Here is a 22,391-nt window from a genome sequence, read left to right on the forward strand (position 1 = left end):
ACATGCTCACCCACATTTTTTTGACTTCGTCGTTCGAGGCCTCTCTCCCACGGGCTTTCTCACATTAACTTTAATATTTACGAATGATTCATCTGTTTCTTGGTATAGTACATTTCCATCACTTGATAAATAGTTTCACTTTTAATGGGTTTACTGATGTATTCATCCATTCCTGCCTTCAAGCATCGATCCCTATCTCCTCTTAGAGCATTTGCAGTCACTGCAACGATATAGGGACAGTCTTCAGGAGATAGATTCTCTTTGATCGCTTGGGTCACTTCAAATCCATTTAATTTTGGCATCTGCACATCCATAAATACTATATCGTATGCATTTCTCTTGACAGCTTCTAACGCTTCTTTTCCGTCCACGACATGATCTACGAAGTGTCCCTTTTTTTCAATCATTTTACTAAGGACAAGCTGATTCATATCATTATCCTCTGCAATCAGAATATGGAGAGGGATGTCTCTGTTCTTTTTTGGGGACAGATCTAAGCGCTGGCTGACTTCCTTATTGTTTTTTTTAAAGCAGGCTGTAAATATAAACGTTGTGCCAGGCTCATCTGCATCCTCAATCCATATATCTCCATGCATAAGTTCTATCAATTTTTTGCTGATTGCCAGTCCCAATCCCGTTCCTTGTGTTTTGCGGGTCATAAAGTTATCCAATTGGTAGAATGGCTCAAATAATTGTTGCCTTTTCTCTACTGGAATTCCCACTCCCGTATCTTTGACTTTAAACTCGAGAAACACGTTCTCATCACATTGTTCTTTAACCCGTACTTCAATTTCAACGCTACCTTCGAGAGTAAACTTCACGGCATTACCGATGAGATTAGTCAGTACTTGCTTTAAACGAGATGCATCACCATAAAGCGGAATTGGCAGCGTCTTATCCAAACAAATAAGAATGTCTAACTTCTTTTCGCGGATCAAAGGTTTCACGATTTGCACCGTTTCTGTCACAATTTCTTGAAGATCAAATGGATCAACCACTAAATCGGTTTTCCCTGACTCGATCTTAGAAAAATCAAGGATATCATTGATAATAGTAAGTAAGGAATCTCCACTTTTTTGAATAATTTGAATATATTCTGTTTGCTCCTGGCTCAGTCCCGGGGTATCTAGAAGAAGATCTGTCATTCCGATCACACCATTCATAGGTGTCCGTATTTCATGGCTCATCATCGCCAGAAAATCGCTTTTCGCCTGATTCATCCTTTCAGCTGTTTCTTTGGCAATGAGAAGCTTTTTCTGTTCCGTTATGTCCTTGGCTATTAAATAGTAGCCGACATTGACATTATTAATAATAATTGGGGCAAGCGTTACCAATACTTCCGTTTCACGGCCGTCCTTGTGCAAAACAGTGTTCATTTTCTTCTCAGCCAAACCATAGTGACTCCGCAGAATGAGGCCTAAATTACTAGCCCCAATAAATCTCCCTATACTTTTTCCAATCATTTCGTTTACTGCATAACCTGTCATCTTGACAGATGCAGGATTAGCATTAATAATGTTTCCACTCATGTCAAATGAAATAATAGCATCATGATTATACTTTTTGAGCGAGGTGTAACGTTCGATGGTTTCTTGAAGCCTGAATTCGATCTGTTTCTGTTCGGTAATATCCTGAAGTACTCCTTTTAACTCTACGGGCTGTTGATGTTTGTCATAAATGATTAACCCACGTAATTGAATATACTTTACTCTAGCTTCGGACCGAGCGTATTTAAATTCAAAAACAAATGGATCTCTTTGTTCTACGTTTCTTATTTTTTCTCGCAAAGATGCAACATCTGCAGTACTCATTACCTTATAGATATCTTTTGCACAATAATATGGGTTTGTGCGCTCAAGTTCAAAGATTTCCATTACCTGTTCAGAAATGGTGATCTGATCATGAACTACATCCCACTCCCAGCTTCCAATCTTCGCCAAGCGTTCGGCATTTTCAATAATGCCTTTACTGTGCGAAAGTTTCCGTTCAGATCGGATACGATCAGTGATATCTACAATAAAGCAAATAAAATAAAGGAGTTCAAACGTTACGTCGTCGCTGACGGGAGTTACATGAAAAGAACACCATAATTCTTCGCCATTCTTTTTAATGCAACGCCTTTCATATATATTTTCTGTTACTTTGTTCTCAAAAAGTCCAGCTTCTTCAACGTGATCCTTCGAGGAATCCTCGGGATGCGTTAAATCCTGGCAACGGAGCTCTATCAGTTCTCCCCAAGTGAAACCGGTCATATGACAAAAAGCAGGATTCACTTTCAGCCAATTTCCCGCTGGAGCTATGAGAGCAACTCCAATCGGTGTATGGTCATATATTTGTTCGAAGAATTCATGATGATTAACCTTCTGAACCTGCATTGAAAGCTCTCCCCTACTTCATTTTATGATTTAGAACCATTTTCCCAAAAACTTTATTCTTTGTAAATCAAAATAAAACGAGATAAAACGTTTTTAAATATTAGCCTTTATCACATATGTAATTTGACTTCCAGTAACGGACAAGATGACACTGAATTTAGCATTGGACTACATTCTAATCCTCAAGTTTACGATAAGATAGTATAGGCTCATAAATAATTATGCTTTATTTACTTCCGAGGGGGAACAGAACGTGAAACACAAGCGCAACAAAAGAATGGATTTAAGATTAAAACTATATTCGATCATCCTTGTCCCACTACTGGCTATGGGCGGCCTGATTTTGTGGGCAACGAACTACTCCAGTGAAAATTCATCCTTGATGACAATGCAGCATAACAACCAGAAGCTTGCAGTGAACATCGCTACTGAGATGGGTAAGGAATCAGCATTAATCAACTCGTTATATACTTCAGGTTCGGAGGAAAGCTCTGAATACAAAACACTTAGAGAACAGCTTGTTAAGGCTCGCCTTCAATCGGGGGCCCTTTATGTTTATATGTATAATAAAACACCGAATGGATGGGTCTACACCGTGGATGGCGCGGATTGGGACGATCCGGAATACAGTCCTTACGGGACTGCGTTTGAGCTGAACTCTCAAACTCTAGAACGTTTGGCAAGCGGTGAAGTTGTAACGACTGGCATTGTCGAAGATCCTGTCTGGGGACTGCTTATGTCCTCTTTTACACCAATTAAAGATTCGCAAGGAACGATTATTGGTTATTTGGGTATGGACCAGTCTGCAGCAGAAGTTGAAGGCGTTTCTGCATTAACGTTGAATAATACGTATGGTAAAGTTATCCCGATTTTTGCAGTAGTTTTAATTTTATCGTTCATCATCATGTGGCTTGTCGTAAGAGGGATCCTTCGTCAAGTATCTGACATTAAGTCAAGCCTGGAACAGGTCTCTTCCGGAAATCTCCGGGTTGTATCCACTCAGATGACAAACGACCAACTCGGGGACATCAGTAACCTAATTAATACTATGGTTGTTCAACTAACGAACATTATGAAGGGAATACAACAAGGCTCCGCTACACTGCAACAGTCTTCTAAAAATATTGCCAAAACGTCTCTTACCAATCAGCGTCAGTCTGAAGAGCTTTCCAGAGCTATCGAAGAAATTGCCATAGGCTCCATGAAACAAGCTGAAGAGACAGAACACTCCGTCCAGCATTCTGAAAATCTGGGCAGTATTATGAATGAAGTAGGTTCTTATGTGGAACAGTTCACCCGTACTTCCGATCAGTTATCTGCATTGCAAATACAAGTGACACGCCAACATGAGGTTCTGCTAGAAAAGGGCCGTGAGAACGCCAAACTTGTTGAGGATCAACAGAGTATTTCCAAGTCGCTGACGACACGTTCGGAACTTGCTTCTTCCATCAGTGGACAGATTCACAACATATTAAAACAAACTCAAATCTTATCTTTGAATGCTTCGATTGAAGCAGCCCGTGTTGGTGAAGCAGGTAAAGGCTTTGGAGTTGTTTCTAATGAGATGGGACATCTCGCTCAAGAATCCGAACGTTCGATTCAGGAGATTGATGAGATACTGAGTTCGTTTGTTCAAGAAATTCATCATATGGGAACGCATCTGGATTCAAATATGTTAGCTGCCAAGGAGCAGGAAGAACAGATCGCTGAATGTCTTCAAAGCTTCAAACAGGTAAGCCGGTTATCCTCTGAAGTGCATGAGCTTGCTCAACGTCTGGAAAATCGGACAATCCATATGCAATCCATTCGCCAAGAGGTGGAGCAACATTTGAGTTACATTGCTTCCACAACTGAGGAAACATCAGCCATGTCCGAAGAAGTTTCCGCCAGTGCTGTAGAGCAACAGCGTTCGGCCAATGAACTATCAGGCATTTCCGGAGAGCTAACCCTCCTTGCTGATAACCTCAAATCGTATTCAGATCAATTTCAAATCGAAATCCATGATACGGATAAATAATAAGTAAAGACCGATGCTTGATTCAATAAAGTGTCGGGCTTTTTTTTATCGTTTTGACATTTTGTTTTACTTCATAGTTTGAGTTACGGTTCTCTGTAACTAAAATTCAGCCGGCCAGTGTTTCATTACATAGCGGTTTGTTTTAAATTATCAACAGCTGGCTTTTCGCATGATTACAAGCCGGACTAGCAATACTAAGGATTAGTTGGCTATAGCTTACATAACGGAGGTCTCATCATGGTATTCACAATCACAATTATCATCGTTGCACTCTTTGCAATATGGGGAGCCGTTGCTCCTGATCAGCTGGCTGATGTGGCTAACGTGGCCTACAACTTCTCGATTCACAATTTTGGCTGGTTTTATCTGCTGGCGACACTGTTCTTCCTGATCTTCGCCTTCTATCTGGCGTTCAGTCGATTCGGCAATATCAGACTGGGGGATGACGATGATGAACCGGAATATTCTACGATTTCCTGGCTGTCCATGCTTTTTAGCGCTGGTATGGGGATTGGACTGGTTTTCTGGGGAGTTGCCGAACCGCTGTCCCACTTTTTATCTGCACCGGAAGGAGCAGAAGCCGGAACCGCTCAGGCAGCAAGACTTTCCATGCGGTATTCCTTCTTCCACTGGGGGCTGCATCCTTGGGCGATCTATACCGTTATCGGCTTAGCGCTTGCTTACTTCCAGTTCCGAAAAGGGTATAAAGGGTTGATTAGTTCCACCTTTATCCCTTTGATCGGAGAGCGTCTTGCGGCAGGCTGGCTTGGCAAGGCCATCGATATTTTGGCGGTCATCTCCACCATTTTTGGTGTAGCGACATCACTTGGACTGGGTGCACTGCAGATTGGTGGAGGACTGAATCACTTATTCGGTATCGCTAACTCCACGACGGTACAGGTGATCATCATTACGGTAGTAACCGTACTTTATTTAATCTCGGCAACCTCCGGACTGGACCGAGGGATTAAAATTCTAAGCAATACGAACCTCGTTATAGCTTTGCTATTGATGTTATTTGTATTGGTGACCGGACCGACTACGTTTATCTTTGACACATTTACAACAACCTTAGGTAATTATTTGCAAAATATTGTTAACATGAGCTTGAGACTAACGCCGTTCTCAAGAGAAACCTGGATTGGAGCATGGACTTTATTCTACTGGGCATGGTGGATCGCGTGGGCTCCGTTTGTCGGAACTTTTATCGCAAGGGTATCCAAAGGAAGAACGGTAAAAGAATTCGTGATTTACGTGATGCTCATTCCAAGCCTCTTCGGATTTGTCTGGTTCTCTGTCTTTGGTGGAACAGGTCTTCACATGGAGTTGTTTAATGCTGCAAATCTGGCGGAAGCTGTCAAGCAAGATACGACAACGGCTCTATTCCTTATGTTGGAGCAACTACCTTTAGGCACGATTGTAGCTTTCATTGCCACAATCTTAATCATGATTTTCTTCATTACGTCAGCGGATTCGGCTACGTTTGTTCTTGGCATGTTAACAACAGATGGTAATTTGAACCCGAGTGCAAGAGTCAAATTAACCTGGGGTATCTTTCAATCGGCAATTGCGGTCGTACTGCTGATTAGTGGGGGATTGAATGGTCTTCAGACAGCCTCTATTGTAGCTGCGCTGCCATTCGCAGTTGTACTTATTGGCATGTGTGTGTCCCTTCTCAAAGCTCTGCAAGCTGAAGATCGAGAGCGCCGTCAGAAGGAAAAACGACAGCGCCAAAAACTGAAACGACTGCTGGAAGAACAGGAAAACCTGCAGATCTGAATAGCCGGCAGGTAATGTATCCTTGATCTCTAACGTATGCAATCTCTACAGAAAGAAAGGACACTCACTTTTGTGTGGGTGTCCTTTTATTTATTCATGATGTTACTCCATTCGATTACATCACATTGTCCATAATCATTATCACCCACAGCAACCATGGTACCATCTGATTTCAGTCCTATGGTATGGGTACATCCTGCTGAAATAGCTCTAATATCTTGCCATTCACTTATAACGCATTGCTGATGTTTATTCGAACCCACAGCAATGACTGTACCGTCCGATTTTAGACCTACCGTATGATAACTTCCTGCGACAATAGCTACAATATTACGCCATCCGCTTACGTCACATTCACCTTCCTTATTCCTACCCACAGCCACAACCGTACCATCCGATCGAAGCCCAACCGTATGAAGGTACCCGGCGGAAACAGCTAATATGTCGCTCCAATCGTTAACGTTACATTGTCCATACTTATTGTTACCAACGGCTATTACTGTACCGTCTAATTGGAGGCCGACTGTATGCCAGTCCCCCGTCGTGACCGCTACAATATCGCGCCAGCTGTTAACGTTGCACTCCCCTTCGTTATTTCGCCCCACTGCAACCACGGTTCCATCTGACTTAACCCCGACAGTGCGACACCAACCAGCTGAAACAGCAACCATATCGCGCCATTCGTTTACATTGCATTGCCCGTGCTTATTCCAACCTGTAGCTACTGCCGTACCATCAGATTTAAGACCGACGGTGTGGGCATTACCCGTGTTCGTAGCCATATGAACATTGCCAGCATCAACTGCGACGATGTGGTTCCAATCGCTTACGTTACATTGTCCGTAGTTATTATCACCCACTGCTGTCACTGTACCGTCTGATCGAAGACGGGCGGTATGACGACGACCCGCCGCTATAGTAGAGTTTCTAAGTTGTTTCGTGTCAAACCATGCTTTTTCTCCTGAATTGTAGTCCATATCTCCCTCCACCAATTGAAAACCTGCGATTTTCAAGCAGAATATTTGCACTAATGAAAAAAACCTCAGATGATATAACTATTCTGAGGTTAATCCATTCATTATGTTATCAAAATTCTATCATGTTGCAGTCTTTTAATTCTAGTGACAGTTGTATCAGTTGTTTTCAATACCTTTGATAACTTCAACCTTTTTATCCCCTGCTGTTTTCGCTACCTCTAACGTGGTTGTGCCTTGGATCGCAACGATTACACCAGCAGCTAACATAGAAATGATTAAAGTTGCACTCAGGGCAGTGGAAATTTTTTTCTTGACCATAACAATACCTCCTTCACTGAATAATAACAATATTTCACTTTATTGTTGGGTAATTTCATCGGGTGATTGTATTATAACTTACTGATAATATTTGTAAAAGGATTTTACGATGCTCAAAGAAAGTCAGTTTCTACTGAATCCATATCTATGCTCTACTAAAAACAATCGAAGTCTCCTGATTTTCTTGCAGTGTTAAGTTCACGTATTTCTGCTTGCCATGCATGTGAACTTGTACCTCTACTCCATCGACCAGCGCGGTTGTCCATGGCAACCCCGAACTCAGTCGAATGGTGTTATTTTGAATAAGTGAGGACAAAACTACGCTTGTTATCCCCACGGATTGGTCCCAAGACAAACGGCTTACTTGCACTTGTGTTCTTGCCATTAGCCCTTCGATGTGACCCGATATCCAGTCTGAAGAAAGTGCAGGCAACACTTCAATCTCTCCCGTGTTGGAATAGAGCAGTGCTTCCTGTACCGTAGCAACTACACCAAAAGCTGTGTCCGTACAATAACAATGATTTCTACGGTTGGTATCATGATCAGTCATTAAAGAATCATAATAACCCCCTTCGATCATCATCGGCAGAAGTGAATGAAGGACACCATCTGCATTTTTCAAGCGTGCATGTACGAGTGCTTTATGCATCCAGCCATGTCCTGCTGTGGCATCCGTTGTGTTAAACTGGTCTCTGTTTGCCAGAGCTACAGCAGAAGCCGATGCGAGGTCAGCATCACTGTGGGTTTCATACGCAGGCCAGGCAGCATATAAATGACTCAAATGCCGGTGATTGTTGTTTTCAATATACTCGGCCATGGCCCATTCGCAGAGCGCACCATCTTCATCGTAACGATATGCTGGTAACTGTTCCAGCAACTTGTTCCACTTGCCTACCGCTTTGTCATATCCTGGGCGCTTTAAAGCCATCTCCGCTTGAATAACCATGTTTAATCCATCTCGTGCTGCAGAAATGTCCATCGTAGCGTTAGCGGTGATGGTGCTGTTATAACCGATTGGGTGATTTTCAGGAGAGTACGTAGGAATAATCATATAACGCTCTCCGGCAAGTAATGATTGTTTGCCTGGTTCATAACGTGATTGTCCCGCAACATCTGTGAAATACTCAGGTGTACAGATTTGCTCCCAGAAGTTAGCCTGTTTAGTGAGCAGCGGTAGCAAAATATCTTGAAGCAGATTCAGCGTACCGCGTTCTTTCAAACTAACAAATGCCTCATCAGATAAGCCGTTATCATTGACAGATAACAGCGGTTGCAGACGATCAATGTTCATGTCCTCTACTATGGGAATATCGCGATTGCCGAAACATTGCCAGTATTCAAAAATAGGAAGTAAACACCAGCTCGCGCCGGCATTCCAGTATTCAAAAGGATAGTCGTTATCATATTCGACATGCATAGCACGATCTCCGTCTGAGTTAACACTTACCTGAATCGCATCATGCATGCCGTAGGCCATACGGGCATTCGCTTCGAAATCCGGGGCATTTCTGAGAAAAAATGAGATGTACCCAAGCTGAGCTTGTGTCAAACTCCCCGTATTCATGGCTGCGACCTGCAGGTTCACATTCGCATCAAGTGTGTAAATGCCTCTCCATCCCGGATTCCACTCCCCTGTCCACATTCCGTATAAGCGAGGTGCACTGCTTCCGCTGCAACAGATCATAGCATACCGCCCCTGGTTATAGACCTGTTCCATAAAAGCATGATTAATTCGCTCTGGGGATGCTTGTTGCAGTTCGATGAGTTTCAGATTATCTACATCCTTGTGTTCTTCATCACCATCGAGGGCAAAACGTACAGTGTTAAATTCACGGGAATGCCATGCGGCATGTAATGAAAGTGCCTGTTCATAATCAAATGCACATTGCGCATGACTATACTTCTCCACGACCGACTGGGTGTGCTGTAACAACTCATCTACAAGGAAGTAGCTTGAGCAGTCGGCAAAGTTCTCTATACTGCCCATTTCATGAGTTCGTCCCGAAGTTGTGATCAGAAATACGGCATCGGCATCTTTAATCTGAATTGCAGGGTTCCGTTCAAGTCCTACATTCATCTCCTCGTGAGTATCTTCCAGCACAATACGTTCCTTCGTACCATTAACAACAATAACTTGAGTGACTCCGGCATATCCTCCATGGCACAACTCACTGCCAGCATAAGATGGATAGTGGGCCACTTGAGCAAGATAACGGGCTTCGGGATCCACCAGTTTTTTGTATTGAAGTGCATGAACTTCGGACATCCCATTATGCGCTCCGTCCATATGTGATATATCATCAAGCTGCAACACCATAGTTATTTTTTTGCCAAGATCCGAATGCTCCAGCTTGGTGATGGACACGTCATCTGTTCTGGATGTAAACGAGGTCCGTACCCACTGGCCATCGTTGTCACGATATTTTACGCCAGTTTCAGCCGTTTCATAGTTCGTCCAACGTTCATAATCTGCAACTTGTCCTCTGTTCACCATGTTCAAGCGAAGCTGATGACCTGGATGGTAGCTGTAATAGAATGTTCTTACACGGGTCTCACCATTGTTGTGTTTGATTTTCCATTGGTCATTCTGTTCAAATACATTTTGTCTGGCTTCCTGCAATTGACTAGTCAGTTCTGGTGGTATCTCTCTGGGGTCAGCGGAAGGGAAATTGAACCACATATGTTGAAAAATAAAGCTGTCGGAATACGGTGAACCTGACGTGATATAGCCGTTTCTTCCATTACCACTCACCATGCCATCTCTCCAGGCATGACCCGGATTTAAAGCGGGTATTTCGGTATAATGCAGAGCGTAATTGCCTCTATCGTACAGATTAGTTCGCGTTTTCGTTTTTCCCAACTTCTTCTCCCCCGTTTCCCAATCTTGGATTCATAGATATAATTATAAAGATGAGCAATGGAGTTGTGTTATCACAAGAGCCGACCAAGTTCCGTTCATGATGTCGCATTATGACAGAGGAGAATAGACCATGAATCTACCCCCGATAGATATTGATGATATGGATATCAAGTTAAAACTCGATGACCTTGTCCTTAACGTACTTTATGTAAAATTCGGTTATTTTCATCAAACGATGCCCAAACACAGCCACAGTCATGGAAGCTATGAGCTTCATTATATTCCGAGCGGTAAGGGGCTTCTTATTGCCGACGGCCAGCATTATTCCTTAACGCCCGGCACGTTGTTTATGACTGGCCCTGAGGTCGAGCATGAGCAAATTCCAGATCAAACGGACCCCATGGCTGAGTATTGTATTTTCTTCGAGATTATTACGGGACCACTTCAACTGAAACAAAACACAAGAGATCTTCCGAGAAAGGGGCTTCTCTCGAGGTGGCTACTGGATACGCCTTTCTGGATCGGCCCCGATCAGGAAAACATGATGACTTTATTTGAGATGCTTGCTCGGGAGGTGTCACTCAAACATATAGGTTTTCATCAAATGACATCGAACATACTTGAGATGATTGTAGCTCGAACAATCAGACATTATTACCAAGGTACCACCGCGGTACTGAATGCACCTGTTAAAACATTGAATGATAGCAGGCTTGTGACCATTGAGAACAGTTTCTTATATGATTATCAATCCATAACATTGAAACAGCTTGCAGATAAAATTGGACTAAGCACAAGACAGACAGAAAGGACCGTGCAGAAGCAATACGGAATGTCGTTTAAGGACAAGAAATGGCAAGCGCGTATGGAGGCTACAGCGCAGCTTCTGCTGACGACCGATTTGCCGATTCGGGAGGTAGCGATCGCGGCAGGTTTTTCAACACCGGAACGATTCAGTCATTCGTTTAAAAAATATTATAACCAGTCTCCCTCAAAATATCGCAGTGAGAATCGTGTAGAAGTTATGAATTGATAAAGGTTACGGTTACAAATGAGCTACCATAACTGCGGTCTAACTCTTCCGGTAAGCAACTTTATGAAAAGCGTTGATATAACGAAATAGTGCTTTACCGTCATCAGGCACATGCTTGCTTCTACCCAGTGGCAACATCATTGCCTGATACGGCTCAGGCACCATGCTATATTGATGAACATAGGAAGTCAGGACGAAGCCGTTGCGTTGCCAGAACTGAATACGTTCCAGATGTGCCTCCGTTGTCCCGGACTCCGCCTCGATAATTATACCTTTGACCCCATGTTCCCTTGTTGCCCAAGCTCGAAGCTGTTTCAGCATCCATGTTCCTATACCCGATCCGCGCAACTTCTGTTCAACCGCGAGATAATCGATGATCAGGATGCGTTCTTCGCCCTTCCCCCCGAGTCCAGTAACGGCCATTGCGACCACTTCCCCATGATGCATGCCCGTGTGTAAGTAACCAATGCCCCGATCCAGCATACTGCGCAGAATCACTTTTGTCTTGGCGCCGTATGGAAAAGCCTCTCGATAGATCCGCTCTATTCGCGCCCACAAGGCTTTATCCCAGGTCTCTATCGTTGTAAACTCTAATTCAAGCACTTTTATCGCCTCCAGATGGTTATCACAATTCCTGTCTCATGTTGTCGATCAACAGAGTCTGTTCCCCCTTACCTTATCTCAAGCGCCGCGGTTCTTCTGCTTTTTTCATTGATCGTGATCCAATCCATAACATGCTTAATGAAGCAACTACCAATAACACAATAAGGGCTACAATAACAGCAAAAAAGGACTGATCAAACGCAAATCGCGCGGCCTGTTTCAATGTTTCCGAGACTGTTCCAGGCAGCCCTTCTGCTACGATTAAAGCTTCATCCAAACTATCTTTCACATTTACTGGAACAGTCAATCCTGTTGGGATTTTCATGGTTAATGTGTACACAAGACCTGATAGACTGCCGATTATGGCTATTCCTGTAGCTCCACCAACTTCATATCCCACACTTTCCATCGATGCAGCCATACCTGCTTTTTCATACGGAGCACTACTCATTATAGAATGAGATGCTACCGTCATCCCGCCACCTAAGCCTACTCCAAAAATGGCTAGTCCAAATACCTGACCAGCAATGCCCGAATCAAATTGTACAAGATAGATTCCTAATCCTGCTGCTGTAAGGAATAGAACAGCACCCTTGATATAAATAACATTGAAGCGATTCAAGAGCATTCCGGTCACTGGAGCTGCAATGACAGATGCAAAAGGGATCGTTAACGTATATACTCCGGCTAGTAGTGGGCTGAAACCTTCTATTAATTGAAGGCGTTGCGTCACAATATATTGGATTCCCGTCATAGCAAATAAACCTACCAATGCCGTAATAAATCCTGTGGTAAACAGAGGTATCTTAAATAATGAAAGGTCAATAAGTGGGTCAGAACTTCTGTTTTGACGACGTATAAAGATAAGAAGTGCCACAATGCCGACAGCAGCTCCGATTACTGCAAAAGTTACCGAACCTTCGCGGCGAGTAAACTCCTTGATCGCATAAATTAGAGTCACCAAGGCAATCATAATTTGGATTGAACTGGTTAAGTCAAATTTTTTACTTCTATTCCCTTCATGTTTAGGAACGATCAGTATGGTTAGTGCAAATGCTAGTATTGCAATCGGTAAATTAATTAAGAATACAGATCCCCACGAGAAATACTCGAGAAGAAGTCCACCAACAATGGGTCCAAGTCCTGCACCTCCTGAGGCAACAGCACCCCAAATACCAATAGCCAAGCCTAACTCACGGGGATCTGTAAACGTAACTCTGACGATTGCCATGGTAGCAGGCATCATAATCGATGCTCCGACAGCAAGAAGTACCCTTGCCGCGATCAAAACATAGGGGTTGGGAGCAAATGCCGCAGTAAGTGAAGCGATTGAAAATATAATCAAACCTATTAAGAAAACCCGTTTATAACCCAGGCGGTCTCCTAATGTCCCCATTGCGGGAAGCAAACCCGCCATAACAAGTGAGTAACCATTTAATATCCATAATTTTTGTGAAGCAGTCGCACCTAATTCATGTGTTAACGTTGGCATAGCCGTGTAAAGAATGGTCATATCCATGACGATGAGTAAGAGTGCACTGGATACAATGATTAAAATCATCCAGCGTTTGAATGTTGACATAAGTAATCTTCCTCCGTACGAATTATTTTAAACTTTTAACATATTGAACTATAATGTATAGGGTAACCCTATAGTCAACAAACATTTTCAGCGAATTTAATACATAGCTATAGAGGCATGGAGGATAGAAAAATGTCGAATATATCAAACGAATATTTCACAACCAGTGAACTAGCTAAAACTTGCGGAGTGACTAAACATACCCTTTTTCATTATGATGATATTGGACTGTTAAAACCTGAATTTGTCAATTCTAAAGGCTACCGTTATTATTCCGTTCAACAATGTCTTGTACTTGATTTGATTATTGTGCTCAAAAAAGCTGGGAGTTCACTAGAGGAAATCAAGGTGTTTCTCCAGAAGCAAAATACGCCTCTATTAATCAATATGTTAAAAGAAAAACAGGTGGAGTTGGAAAGAGAACAACGTAGAATTACTCAGATGCAAAATATTTTGACAAGTGCCATCAAGATGACAGAGGAAGCAACAGTAGAGTTACGAAACGCACCAATGATTCTAGAATGCCTAGAGGAATATTTTATAACTACCCAACTGGATATAGGTGATGGTGATAAGGAGTTTGCCAAAAAATTAACCGAACATCGAGACTTTTGTGAAACACACTATATCGATCATGAATTTGCGATTTGGACGATTATAAGTAAAGACCGATTTGAATCCGGGGGCTATTATCCTGAATACATAGCAAACCAAATAAAGACCTCCATTCCTGAAGAAAAGATGTTGATCAAACCTGCAGGTTTATATGCAGTTATAGATCACAAAGGATCATACGATAGCATGCCACAAACGTATTCTGTCATTAAAAATTTCATTGCAAGTAAAGGAATGAATATAAGCGGAGATGTATATGCATTGGAACTGCACACCTATTGGACAGAAAAGAATCCAGACGACTATAAAATACGGATATTTGTTCAAGTATCACATTGATCTCTTCCTCATTTGCATGCCAGATGAATAACAAAATCCCCCCTTCTTTTTAAAAGGGAGGATTAATGTTAAACGTTTAATATGTTCACTCTCATTTGACTCTAAAATGGTGATGAGCATATTTGCTGACAAGAGGTACAGCACTGAATAGATAACCTACCGTCAACACGATTATGGCAGCAGTTAACAACCAGAGTGCAGGCCCTAGAAAGATCGCGACAACAATACCTAATGAGATAAGACTGTTCACGATTGTAAAAAGAGGATTGTTGGTCTCCAACTCGACTGTGTAGGGCTGGAGTACATAGTACAACAATAGATGATGTACTGAGAAAAAAACAGCCAGCGTAATGATTAAAATCCAGATAGCAAGAAGTGAATCTATATTCCGTCCCTCACTTAATATGAGTACAGGCACACTTGTGACAGCCGCAAAACACAAGCCTAATTTTAAATTGGTGCTTAATATATATTTAAACCTCAAAAGGGAATGCTGTTTCGCATCCTTACGGTAAAATGCATAACGCATAAGTGGTATATCGCAATGATAGAATAACATTTTGCAGATTTGACTACCTACCGTCAGACTTAGCATGGCTAGAATGAGTAAAGGCGTAAATCTTTCTACTACATTCAGCGAAATATGATCTTTGAAAATGAATGCCAAGCAAGATAACAATAAACCAATGATCATAATAGCGATTAAACGTCTGTGGATCGGTGCGAGAAGGAGATTCGAGTGCCTCTTAACAAATAAATCATGCATCTGCTCGTATCCCTTTTTGTTTACGGTGTTCTGGACGCTCTGCTCAATGACATGGAGGTTAGTGGATGAAGGCTGGCTAAGATCGCTCCCCTTCGACTGGATCATTCTTTGTTGAAGATCAGCGATCATGAGTTCTGTGTTCAACAGCGGATCAGCATTATTTGTTACTGCGCGCACTGCGGCTGCATATTCCGTATGTTTGAGCAAAATATACCCGGCGACAGTTCCTGACAACACGATGATGGTCACAAACCAACGTTGATCCAATATCGTAGCCCCAAATAAAGGAATGCTCCATTGGGTTAAAGGAAGGTAAGCGAGAGCAAGTGCGATTAACATTGTTAAACTCGTAGCCCACGTTTTCTGTATGAGAACAATGCCTTTCTGCTGAAATATTGCCAAATGTAAAAATTCGCATAAGACTCTCCAACAAGTCATGATTCCGACGACTTGCAATACATGGCTGATCGAAAAATTGAAAAATAAGGAGACCAGTGTAAAGGCCACTCCTTGATATAAGAAAAATGTGGTATACCTGTGAAACAGTATAGCTCGCATATATCGAGTTGGCGCTATTCGCATAAGCTTGATCGCAGTATACTTCATCTTATTTGTTTCCAGCACTTTCGCACCCGTCACTGCACCCATCACGCCACTAATGCAAAAATACATGTGAAGAGCGAGTACAAATCGATCCGTATAATGATCTTCCGTCCATAAAAGTATGGGCAATGCGAGCATTCCGCAGAAGTAGATTAAACTTTCTAATAAACCAGCTCCAAACATTAGAACTACTGCGACTGCACCTAATGTGCGTTTCGCCCGGAAAGCAGCATATGTTTGGTCACTAATGAGAGGGCCTACCACCGGTAACCTTTGCATGAAATATATTAAACGGTTGACTAGCGTGATCACCTGCAACTGCCACATGAGAGAAACTGTATTAAAGATTCCCTGCATCGGCATTCTCCTTCTGGCTACCCTCTTCGCCTTCATGTCGCAATAACTCAATAATCTGTGCTTCAAAGTCGGGTTGAGTGAGAATATCAGGTGAAATCCGAGTCAAACTCCCTTGATTTAAAATAACTAACTCGTCGCACAGATCCGTTGCCAGTTGCAGTATGTGAGTTGAAAAAATCAGGATATGGTCCCTTTTCAGATCACGCAGCAGTTGTTTCATCTCGCTCGCAACAATGACGTCAAAGGAAGTGAGCGGTTCGTCCAGTAGAATCACAGCGGGTTTCATCAGTAAGAATAGCATCATTTGAACTTTATTTTTCATTCCGTGTGAATACTGTTTAATGAGTTTGTGACGGTCTTCTAATGTCATGTGCATCATATCGAATAAGTCATCAATATTGTTTCCTCGCCCTTCGATTACATCAGCGTTAACATCTATAAAAAATCGTACAAACTCATATCCCGTCAGAAATTCTGGCAACATAGGCAGTGAATAAACATAACCTACATCATCTACCTCTAAGTGCCGCGATGTCGCATCGTTAACTAGTTCCATTGCGCCGCCATCCGCCTGAATCTCGCCACCTAGGCAATTGAATAATGTTGTTTTTCCAGCGCCATTTCGACCAAGAAGGCCATAGATTTTTCCTTTTTCAAATTGAAAGTTTAGATCGTTTAAAACATTTTTCTCACCAAAACTCTTCCTTACATTCTGTAATACCAGTTTCATTAATTAGCTCCTCGCTTTCAAAACCCTTATTTTCGTCCATATACAAATTGATTAATTGTTTAGTTTTCATACTTATCAATCCCTTCAAATTATTTTCATAAAAGGATAGCCATTCACATCCCTTTAGAAGGTAAATCGTCTTAATGGAACCCAGTAGATAATCTTGGGAAATTAGACAATTACTTAATCTTGTATTCGATCTTGATTTATAATATTCCTTGTTGTATCTAGGAATAAAAAACCGAACCATCTAATGATAGTTCGGTTTTGAACAGTAGATTTCTTTCCATATAGACCATAGCTGGTTGTGAGTTTCACTAGTAATGATCGGAACCATTCCCCTACGTCGTCCTTCTGTACATTTTTTTATTCCGAGTCATCCGCTATAAGGGGTCTGTTACCCATAAAATCCCAATATGTATATTGTCTATCGCAACTACTCCTGTGTCGAACGTATACCCGAATGAGTCAGATATCGTTGTCCATGAGGATAGCTTAAAGTCGCCAGCATTTGAGTCAAAATCTGCGTTTGTATAGAAAATGGCGTTTGGGGAGTGAAGTTATACACTTATTTTATGAAATAACCGAATGTTTGAAGAGTAGATTTTATACAGAAAATAGTTCGCTAAATCTATTAAAACAAAGGAGTATATCTATGCTCAAAATTTTCTCCAAAATCTATTCTGAGTATTTAGTAATTCCACGACCATTTCGCATGCTTATTTTGTGGGGGTGGATTTCATGTTTTTAACAGTTGGATTTAAGTTTAAATGGTTCTTTTTTTGATAGGTCCTAAACACATGGAAGAATAATAAAACTAAAAACCGTTGATCATATTTCAGATTAACAACGGTTTTAAGAATTGAATTTCTTTAGCAGTTTAACGTACCCGATAAAATTTGATAGAAACGTTCCTTATCGACTTCCCGAGAAATTTCTACGTTGCCATTACGGGCTGCTTCGAATGAGGTACCTCCCATTAACGTTTGCTTTTGGGTTTCCACGCGGACAAATCCTTTTTCGAATTGACAAACTTCGGGATAAAAAATACTAACAGCCGCGAGCGGATCGTGTAGAGTCAGCTTGTTCGAGCTTTCCAGCCACGAATTACCAAAATCAAATACGGATTTCATCAATTCGGATTTCGCAGGGAAAAGTTCTCCAGCTCTGGTTGCCTCTATAGTCAATTGTTCTGTAATCTCCAGTGTGATGGCTCGGTGAGTCGCTATGTTAGAAGCGAAAACAATTTGAGATGCGAGCGGATCTGCCCATGAGTTCCAATTGTAATAGGGCTCAGGCAATGGTTCATGGCCGAAATATCCATTCATCACATAGAGTCCTTTTAACAGGTATGCAGCATCAGGATAGGTATTGAACAACGTTGCAATATTCGTCATGTTTCCAATGCCGAGTAACACTATTTCACGTGGATGAGACCTAATCATCTCGTACATAAAAGCAGGCGCATCCGATTTGTCATAGATATCATGTTCCCAGTTGGATAAGGCCGCCGCACCGTCAGGCTTTGGATAGACAGGCACAGGCTGCAACGTTGTGTCCAATCCAGCAATAATCGGAATGTCTCTGTTCACGTTTCTACATATCGCACTCGCAATGGCTGCCCGCTTCTCCGGCTCTCCACAAACGGTGGTAATGCCGACTAAGTCACACCGTGGCTCTTTTAATAAATAGGCTAGACAGATCGCGTCATCAATGTCTCCACCAATATCAGTATCAAGTAGAACGTTTTCCATGTTTTAAACCTCCTGTATATGAAATTAGCTATACAAGAGAACAGTGCAAATCCCCATACTGTACCTCCAGCATTTGATATAGCTCAGTTTATCATAAATCTTTAGACAGATATCAAAATGTTTGCGCTTGGCCGATGGGTTGTAACTCCCCCACTCTCTCTCATGTTCCTTCCCCTAATATAGCAAGATATTGTAGAATAAAGGGTAGTCATTATGCTTCTTTGCTGCACAGGGGGAAAAATATGTTGAAGGAAAAGTTTTCAAAAGAAAACGCTTCTATTTTTCAAAAACTGGCGCTGGGCCTGGTTTTGATGTTTGTACTAATCATCCTGATCTTTTGGTGGATCTATCGATTAAACGTGGATGAAATTCAGCGTGAGCTGCAGAAGAACAAACTGGGTGAAGTGCGTTTCATGTCTTCCCAGCTGTCCAATCAATTCGAGCAGGTATTAATGAATGCGCTGACATTATCGGAGGACCAATCGGTTAGAGGTTATACGTATGCGCTCACTTTCGGGAATGATTTTGCTAAATACAAAGCCAAACTCGAGCTAATGGAGAAGTTGGCCCTTAACAGTGCTTCAACGGCTTGGAACAATACGATCATTCTATATTATCCAGATGAGAAGGCTACCGTATCTTCGGACCGTGAATTTTCATTTCAGCCGTTTGTCATGTCCAAAGATCCGCTGGATAAATGGACGTTACATATGAACAAGGATGGTACGGGGTATTATTCGCATCTTACCAAGGGACATCGAGGACCGATGTACATCGAGATTCGAATATCCTTGGAGGTGTTGCAGAAAATGATGTCTGAATATACTTCCGGGACACCAATGCTTTATGATTCGCATTTTAAGACAGCAATCCGGGGATTAGGCTCCTCACAACTTACCGAAGCTGACGCACAGGTTATTCCACAGATCAGAAATGATAGCGGTTTCTTCGAAATCGAATTTCAGGATCAGAATTATTTCATCAGTTATATGAAAGCAAGCATTCTCGATTTGTACTTTATTGATTACCATCTTACCAATCAATTGCAACAGTCAATCTCACGTAACAACACATTATTTGTGCTGGCCCTGGTGGCGATGCTTCTGCTCTCTCTACTGTACACTCTGGCGCTACGGAATCAGATCCAACAACCGATTATTCGTCTACGCAAAGCGATTGATCGTTTTGACCGGGGAGATTTCTCCAGCCGTGTTGATGAAACACAGACTCTTGAGTTTCGAATATTAGGCCGGTCGTTTAACAGAATGGCCGAGAATACCCAGACGTTAATCGAGCAGGTGCTACTTGGAGAGCTTTCGGTCAAAGAGGCCAGGTTGAGGCAGTATCAAGCCCAGATCAATCCACATTTTCTATATAACTGCCTCAACTATATTCAAAGCAAATCCAGTGTCAAAGACTATGAATCTGTAACCGCCATGACCTTGGAACTGGCTGCATATTGCCGTTATATTCACCGCATTGAAGATATGGATACAACGCTTGGTGAAGAGCTCCGTTTTGTGAATCATTACATGTCCATCATACATATGCGAAAAAAAAGTATTACCTGTGAGATTCATGTGCCAAAACAGCTTCTACCTATTCGTATTCCTCGCATGATCCTGCAACCGCTCGTTGAAAATGGTGTCAAACACGGGATAGAACCTTCCATGGGTCCTGGGGAAATTACAATTCGTGCAGAGCAGGATCAGGAGTTCATACGTATCACAGTTGCAGACAATGGTGTAGGCATGCCAGCAGAACGGCTTGAACTCATCAGTGAGCATATGGATGAATTAACACGTCCAGAAGAACAGATTGGAACTGGGGTCCGAAATGTGAATCAGCGAATCAAGCTTACATATGGCAAACGATCGGGCTTGTCCATACAATCCAGCCTATATGAAGGTACCACGTACATCATTACTATACATAAGGAGGATATTGCAGATGCATCAGATTCTGTTAGTTGACGATGAATCCTATGTGATCGACGATCTTGAGATCTCATTCCCATGGGATCAATACCGTATTGAGCGTATTCACAAAGCATACTCCGGCATGCATGCATTATCCATTCTGGAGGAACAAACGGTAGACATTGTGATCACTGATATTTCAATGCCGGTAATGAACGGACTTGAACTGATACGGCAGATCAAGGCGGTAAAGCCCAATCTTCCCTGCATTTTGCTTACCGGTTATGCCGAGTTTGAGTATGCCAAAGAAGCGACGAAATATGGTGTTGTCGAGTATTTATTGAAACCGCTGGATGTCGAAAAGCTGGCATCCTGTCTGGAAAAAACAGTGCTGTCCATTGAAGAACAGATTCGCAGGGCTTTGTCCTATGAACAAGCCATAAACTCATTTCGTGAGCACCTGCCTTCGCTGAAGGACAGATTACTGAATCAACTGATTGAAGGTAATCGTTATTCAGAAGATGTTTTGAACGGCAAGTTGGGCCATTGTCAGCTACCATTCCATGCCCAAGATGAAGTACAGCTTGTTCTGGTGCGGCTGGAAGAGCATTTCACCAGGTATACGACGACCAGTTTGCAATTGTTTGAATACGCTGTGACCAACATTGCATGTGAGTTGTTTAATACGGCTTTTTATACCTGGCACTGTAGGGATCATTACGATTATCTGGTCTTTTTATTAAAGTCAGCTGGACCTGAAAACAACGAATTGGATACTTCACCAGAGACGGATCACAGTGAGCAACCCATGAAGCAAAATCAGGATCTCACCCATCTTTCCCTACAGTTGCATCACAATGTTAATGAATACCTGAAAGGTGGTATTTCGGTTATTCTTAGCCATGGAGGCAGACTCAGGCAAGATATTCGTGACATGTACGAGCAAGCCCTATCGGCTCTCAAAAAGCAGGTAGGTAACGGCACGGGATACTTCCTTTCCCTCGAGGAAAGTTATCGCCCCGTATCCATTCGTTCTTTGCATATATTATATGAACCCCCAACCTTCAATCATTTACTTGAAACGGCACAATGGGAAGTATTCAAAGAACGTCTACACCGAATTAAGATCGGATATAGTGCATTACCTGAACAAACCGAAGAACATATGGACGAGATTCAGATTGTATTGTTATCATCCTTTCATTACATTGCCCACAAAAACCAAGCGTTGTTGTCCGATCTGGTAGGAAATGAATGGGTTCCACGTGTGCCCTTTCGTTCAGTCTCCCAACTTACGGATTGGGCGGATAACATGCTTGATCGGCTGCGTATAAAGCTGGAAGAACAGTCTTTTGATGAGCAACATGACGTTATTCATCAGATCAAGACATTTGTTTCTTCTAATCTGCACTCCCTCAGTCTTCAATCGATCGCAGATCATGTATCCTTGCATCCGGTATACGTCTCCAAGCTGTTTAAACAATTTCAAGGTATCAGCTTAAGTGAGTATATTTTAAGTGTGAAAATGGATCTTGCCCTCTACCTGCTCAATCATTCGAAGGATAAGGTATATGAGATTTCAGAAAAACTGGGGTATGCCAACTCCCAATATTTCATCAAGGTGTTCCGTGATAAATTCGGGATGACACCGCAGGAATACCGGGAACAGTAAAGCGCGTATCGTGAAGAAAGTTAACGTTAAAACAAAGCAAAAAACCGCGCTTGACGTACACAGGTAAATGAAACCCCTTGTACGTGAAGCGC

Annotated in this window: 15 protein-coding genes; 6 read left to right on the top strand and 9 right to left on the bottom strand. The window is 42.2% G+C overall.

Going from position 1 to position 22,391, the window contains the following annotated elements:
- Positions 1-77: 77 nt before the first annotated feature.
- Entirely contained in the window at positions 78-2,375 is a 2,298-nt protein-coding gene (locus tag J2T16_RS02835) for a PAS domain S-box protein (RefSeq protein ID WP_221789592.1), read from the bottom strand.
- A 277-nt stretch (positions 2,376-2,652) separates the two neighbouring features.
- Between J2T16_RS02835 and J2T16_RS02840 the strand changes: the two genes are divergently transcribed.
- Together J2T16_RS02840 and J2T16_RS02845 are read left to right on the top strand one after the other, a co-directional pair.
- The gene (locus J2T16_RS02840) at positions 2,653-4,392 is read left to right on the top strand and encodes a methyl-accepting chemotaxis protein (RefSeq protein WP_260510989.1); all 1,740 of its coding nucleotides are present in this window, start codon (positions 2,653-2,655) and stop codon (positions 4,390-4,392) included.
- Positions 4,393-4,629: 237 nt separating this feature from the next.
- On the top strand, positions 4,630-6,171 hold the full coding sequence (locus J2T16_RS02845; protein WP_154959215.1) for a glycine betaine uptake BCCT transporter: 1,542 nt from the start codon (positions 4,630-4,632) through the stop codon (positions 6,169-6,171).
- 86 nt (positions 6,172-6,257) lie between these two features.
- Here J2T16_RS02845 and J2T16_RS02850 read toward each other — a convergent pair whose 3' ends face one another.
- From J2T16_RS02850 to J2T16_RS02860, 3 genes are all read right to left on the bottom strand, one after another.
- Positions 6,258-7,148 carry an RCC1 domain-containing protein gene (locus J2T16_RS02850; RefSeq protein ID WP_154959214.1) on the bottom strand — a complete coding sequence of 297 codons (891 nt, stop codon included), beginning with the start codon at positions 7,146-7,148 and terminating at the stop codon, positions 6,258-6,260.
- 156 nt (positions 7,149-7,304) lie between these two features.
- Complete coding sequence (locus J2T16_RS02855; protein ID WP_186809642.1) at positions 7,305-7,466, bottom strand: hypothetical protein; 162 nt, start codon at positions 7,464-7,466, stop codon at positions 7,305-7,307.
- 145 nt (positions 7,467-7,611) lie between these two features.
- Positions 7,612-10,326 carry a glycosyl hydrolase family 95 catalytic domain-containing protein gene (locus tag J2T16_RS02860; protein ID WP_260510791.1) on the bottom strand — a complete coding sequence of 905 codons (2,715 nt, stop codon included), beginning with the start codon at positions 10,324-10,326 and terminating at the stop codon, positions 7,612-7,614.
- Between the two features lie 130 nt (positions 10,327-10,456).
- On the opposite strand from J2T16_RS02860, the gene J2T16_RS02865 reads away from it, so the two are divergent.
- Positions 10,457-11,359: a helix-turn-helix transcriptional regulator gene (locus tag J2T16_RS02865; protein WP_499017737.1), complete on the top strand. Its 903-nt coding sequence runs from the start codon at positions 10,457-10,459 to the stop codon at positions 11,357-11,359.
- A gap of 39 nt (positions 11,360-11,398) precedes the next feature.
- Here J2T16_RS02865 and J2T16_RS02870 read toward each other — a convergent pair whose 3' ends face one another.
- Both J2T16_RS02870 and J2T16_RS02875 read right to left on the bottom strand, forming a co-directional pair.
- Positions 11,399-11,962 carry a GNAT family N-acetyltransferase gene (locus tag J2T16_RS02870; RefSeq protein ID WP_499017738.1) on the bottom strand — a complete coding sequence of 188 codons (564 nt, stop codon included), beginning with the start codon at positions 11,960-11,962 and terminating at the stop codon, positions 11,399-11,401.
- A gap of 73 nt (positions 11,963-12,035) precedes the next feature.
- Positions 12,036-13,544 (bottom strand): MFS transporter, encoded by a 1,509-nt coding sequence (locus J2T16_RS02875; RefSeq protein WP_221788123.1) that lies wholly within the window; start codon positions 13,542-13,544, stop codon positions 12,036-12,038.
- Between the two features lie 132 nt (positions 13,545-13,676).
- On the opposite strand from J2T16_RS02875, the gene J2T16_RS02880 reads away from it, so the two are divergent.
- The gene (locus tag J2T16_RS02880; RefSeq protein WP_221788121.1) at positions 13,677-14,498 is read left to right on the top strand and encodes a MerR family transcriptional regulator; all 822 of its coding nucleotides are present in this window, start codon (positions 13,677-13,679) and stop codon (positions 14,496-14,498) included.
- Positions 14,499-14,589: 91 nt separating this feature from the next.
- Here J2T16_RS02880 and J2T16_RS02885 read toward each other — a convergent pair whose 3' ends face one another.
- The 3 genes from J2T16_RS02885 to J2T16_RS02895 form a co-directional block, all read right to left on the bottom strand.
- Entirely contained in the window at positions 14,590-16,224 is a 1,635-nt protein-coding gene (locus J2T16_RS02885) for a hypothetical protein (RefSeq protein WP_499017739.1), read from the bottom strand.
- Positions 16,208-16,954 (bottom strand): ABC transporter ATP-binding protein, encoded by a 747-nt coding sequence (locus J2T16_RS02890; protein WP_154888732.1) that lies wholly within the window; start codon positions 16,952-16,954, stop codon positions 16,208-16,210. Before J2T16_RS02890 ends, J2T16_RS02885 begins: the two co-directional genes overlap by 17 nt.
- Before the next feature lie 872 nt (positions 16,955-17,826).
- Positions 17,827-18,708: a nucleoside hydrolase gene (locus J2T16_RS02895; protein WP_336120000.1), complete on the bottom strand. Its 882-nt coding sequence runs from the start codon at positions 18,706-18,708 to the stop codon at positions 17,827-17,829.
- 245 nt (positions 18,709-18,953) lie between these two features.
- Between J2T16_RS02895 and J2T16_RS02900 the strand changes: the two genes are divergently transcribed.
- Complete coding sequence (locus tag J2T16_RS02900; protein WP_499017740.1) at positions 18,954-20,681, top strand: sensor histidine kinase; 1,728 nt, start codon at positions 18,954-18,956, stop codon at positions 20,679-20,681.
- Positions 20,659-22,299 carry a response regulator gene (locus tag J2T16_RS02905; RefSeq protein WP_499017741.1) on the top strand — a complete coding sequence of 547 codons (1,641 nt, stop codon included), beginning with the start codon at positions 20,659-20,661 and terminating at the stop codon, positions 22,297-22,299. The genes J2T16_RS02900 and J2T16_RS02905 overlap by 23 nt, the downstream gene beginning before the upstream one ends.
- Positions 22,300-22,391: the final 92 nt, after the last annotated feature.

Source organism: Paenibacillus intestini (assembly GCF_030803945.1).
GTDB lineage: Bacteria > Bacillota > Bacilli > Paenibacillales > Paenibacillaceae > Paenibacillus > Paenibacillus polysaccharolyticus.

Bases quoted from the DNA above. Each gene is read 5' to 3' on its own strand.
- J2T16_RS02905 (WP_499017741.1), top strand. From the start codon at position 20,659: ATGCATCAGATTCTGTTAGTTGACGATGAATCCTATGTGATCGACGAT.
- J2T16_RS02850 (WP_154959214.1), bottom strand. From the start codon at position 7,148: ATGGACTACAATTCAGGAGAAAAAGCATGGTTTGACACGAAACAACTT.
- J2T16_RS02890 (WP_154888732.1), bottom strand. From the start codon at position 16,954: ATGAAACTGGTATTACAGAATGTAAGGAAGAGTTTTGGTGAGAAAAAT.
- J2T16_RS02845 (WP_154959215.1), top strand. From the start codon at position 4,630: ATGGTATTCACAATCACAATTATCATCGTTGCACTCTTTGCAATATGG.
- J2T16_RS02885 (WP_499017739.1), bottom strand. From the start codon at position 16,224: ATGCAGGGAATCTTTAATACAGTTTCTCTCATGTGGCAGTTGCAGGTG.
- J2T16_RS02835 (WP_221789592.1), bottom strand. From the start codon at position 2,375: ATGCAGGTTCAGAAGGTTAATCATCATGAATTCTTCGAACAAATATAT.
- J2T16_RS02855 (WP_186809642.1), bottom strand. From the start codon at position 7,466: ATGGTCAAGAAAAAAATTTCCACTGCCCTGAGTGCAACTTTAATCATT.
- J2T16_RS02875 (WP_221788123.1), bottom strand. From the start codon at position 13,544: ATGTCAACATTCAAACGCTGGATGATTTTAATCATTGTATCCAGTGCA.
- J2T16_RS02865 (WP_499017737.1), top strand. From the start codon at position 10,457: ATGAATCTACCCCCGATAGATATTGATGATATGGATATCAAGTTAAAA.
- J2T16_RS02880 (WP_221788121.1), top strand. From the start codon at position 13,677: ATGTCGAATATATCAAACGAATATTTCACAACCAGTGAACTAGCTAAA.
- J2T16_RS02895 (WP_336120000.1), bottom strand. From the start codon at position 18,708: ATGGAAAACGTTCTACTTGATACTGATATTGGTGGAGACATTGATGAC.
- J2T16_RS02840 (WP_260510989.1), top strand. From the start codon at position 2,653: ATGGATTTAAGATTAAAACTATATTCGATCATCCTTGTCCCACTACTG.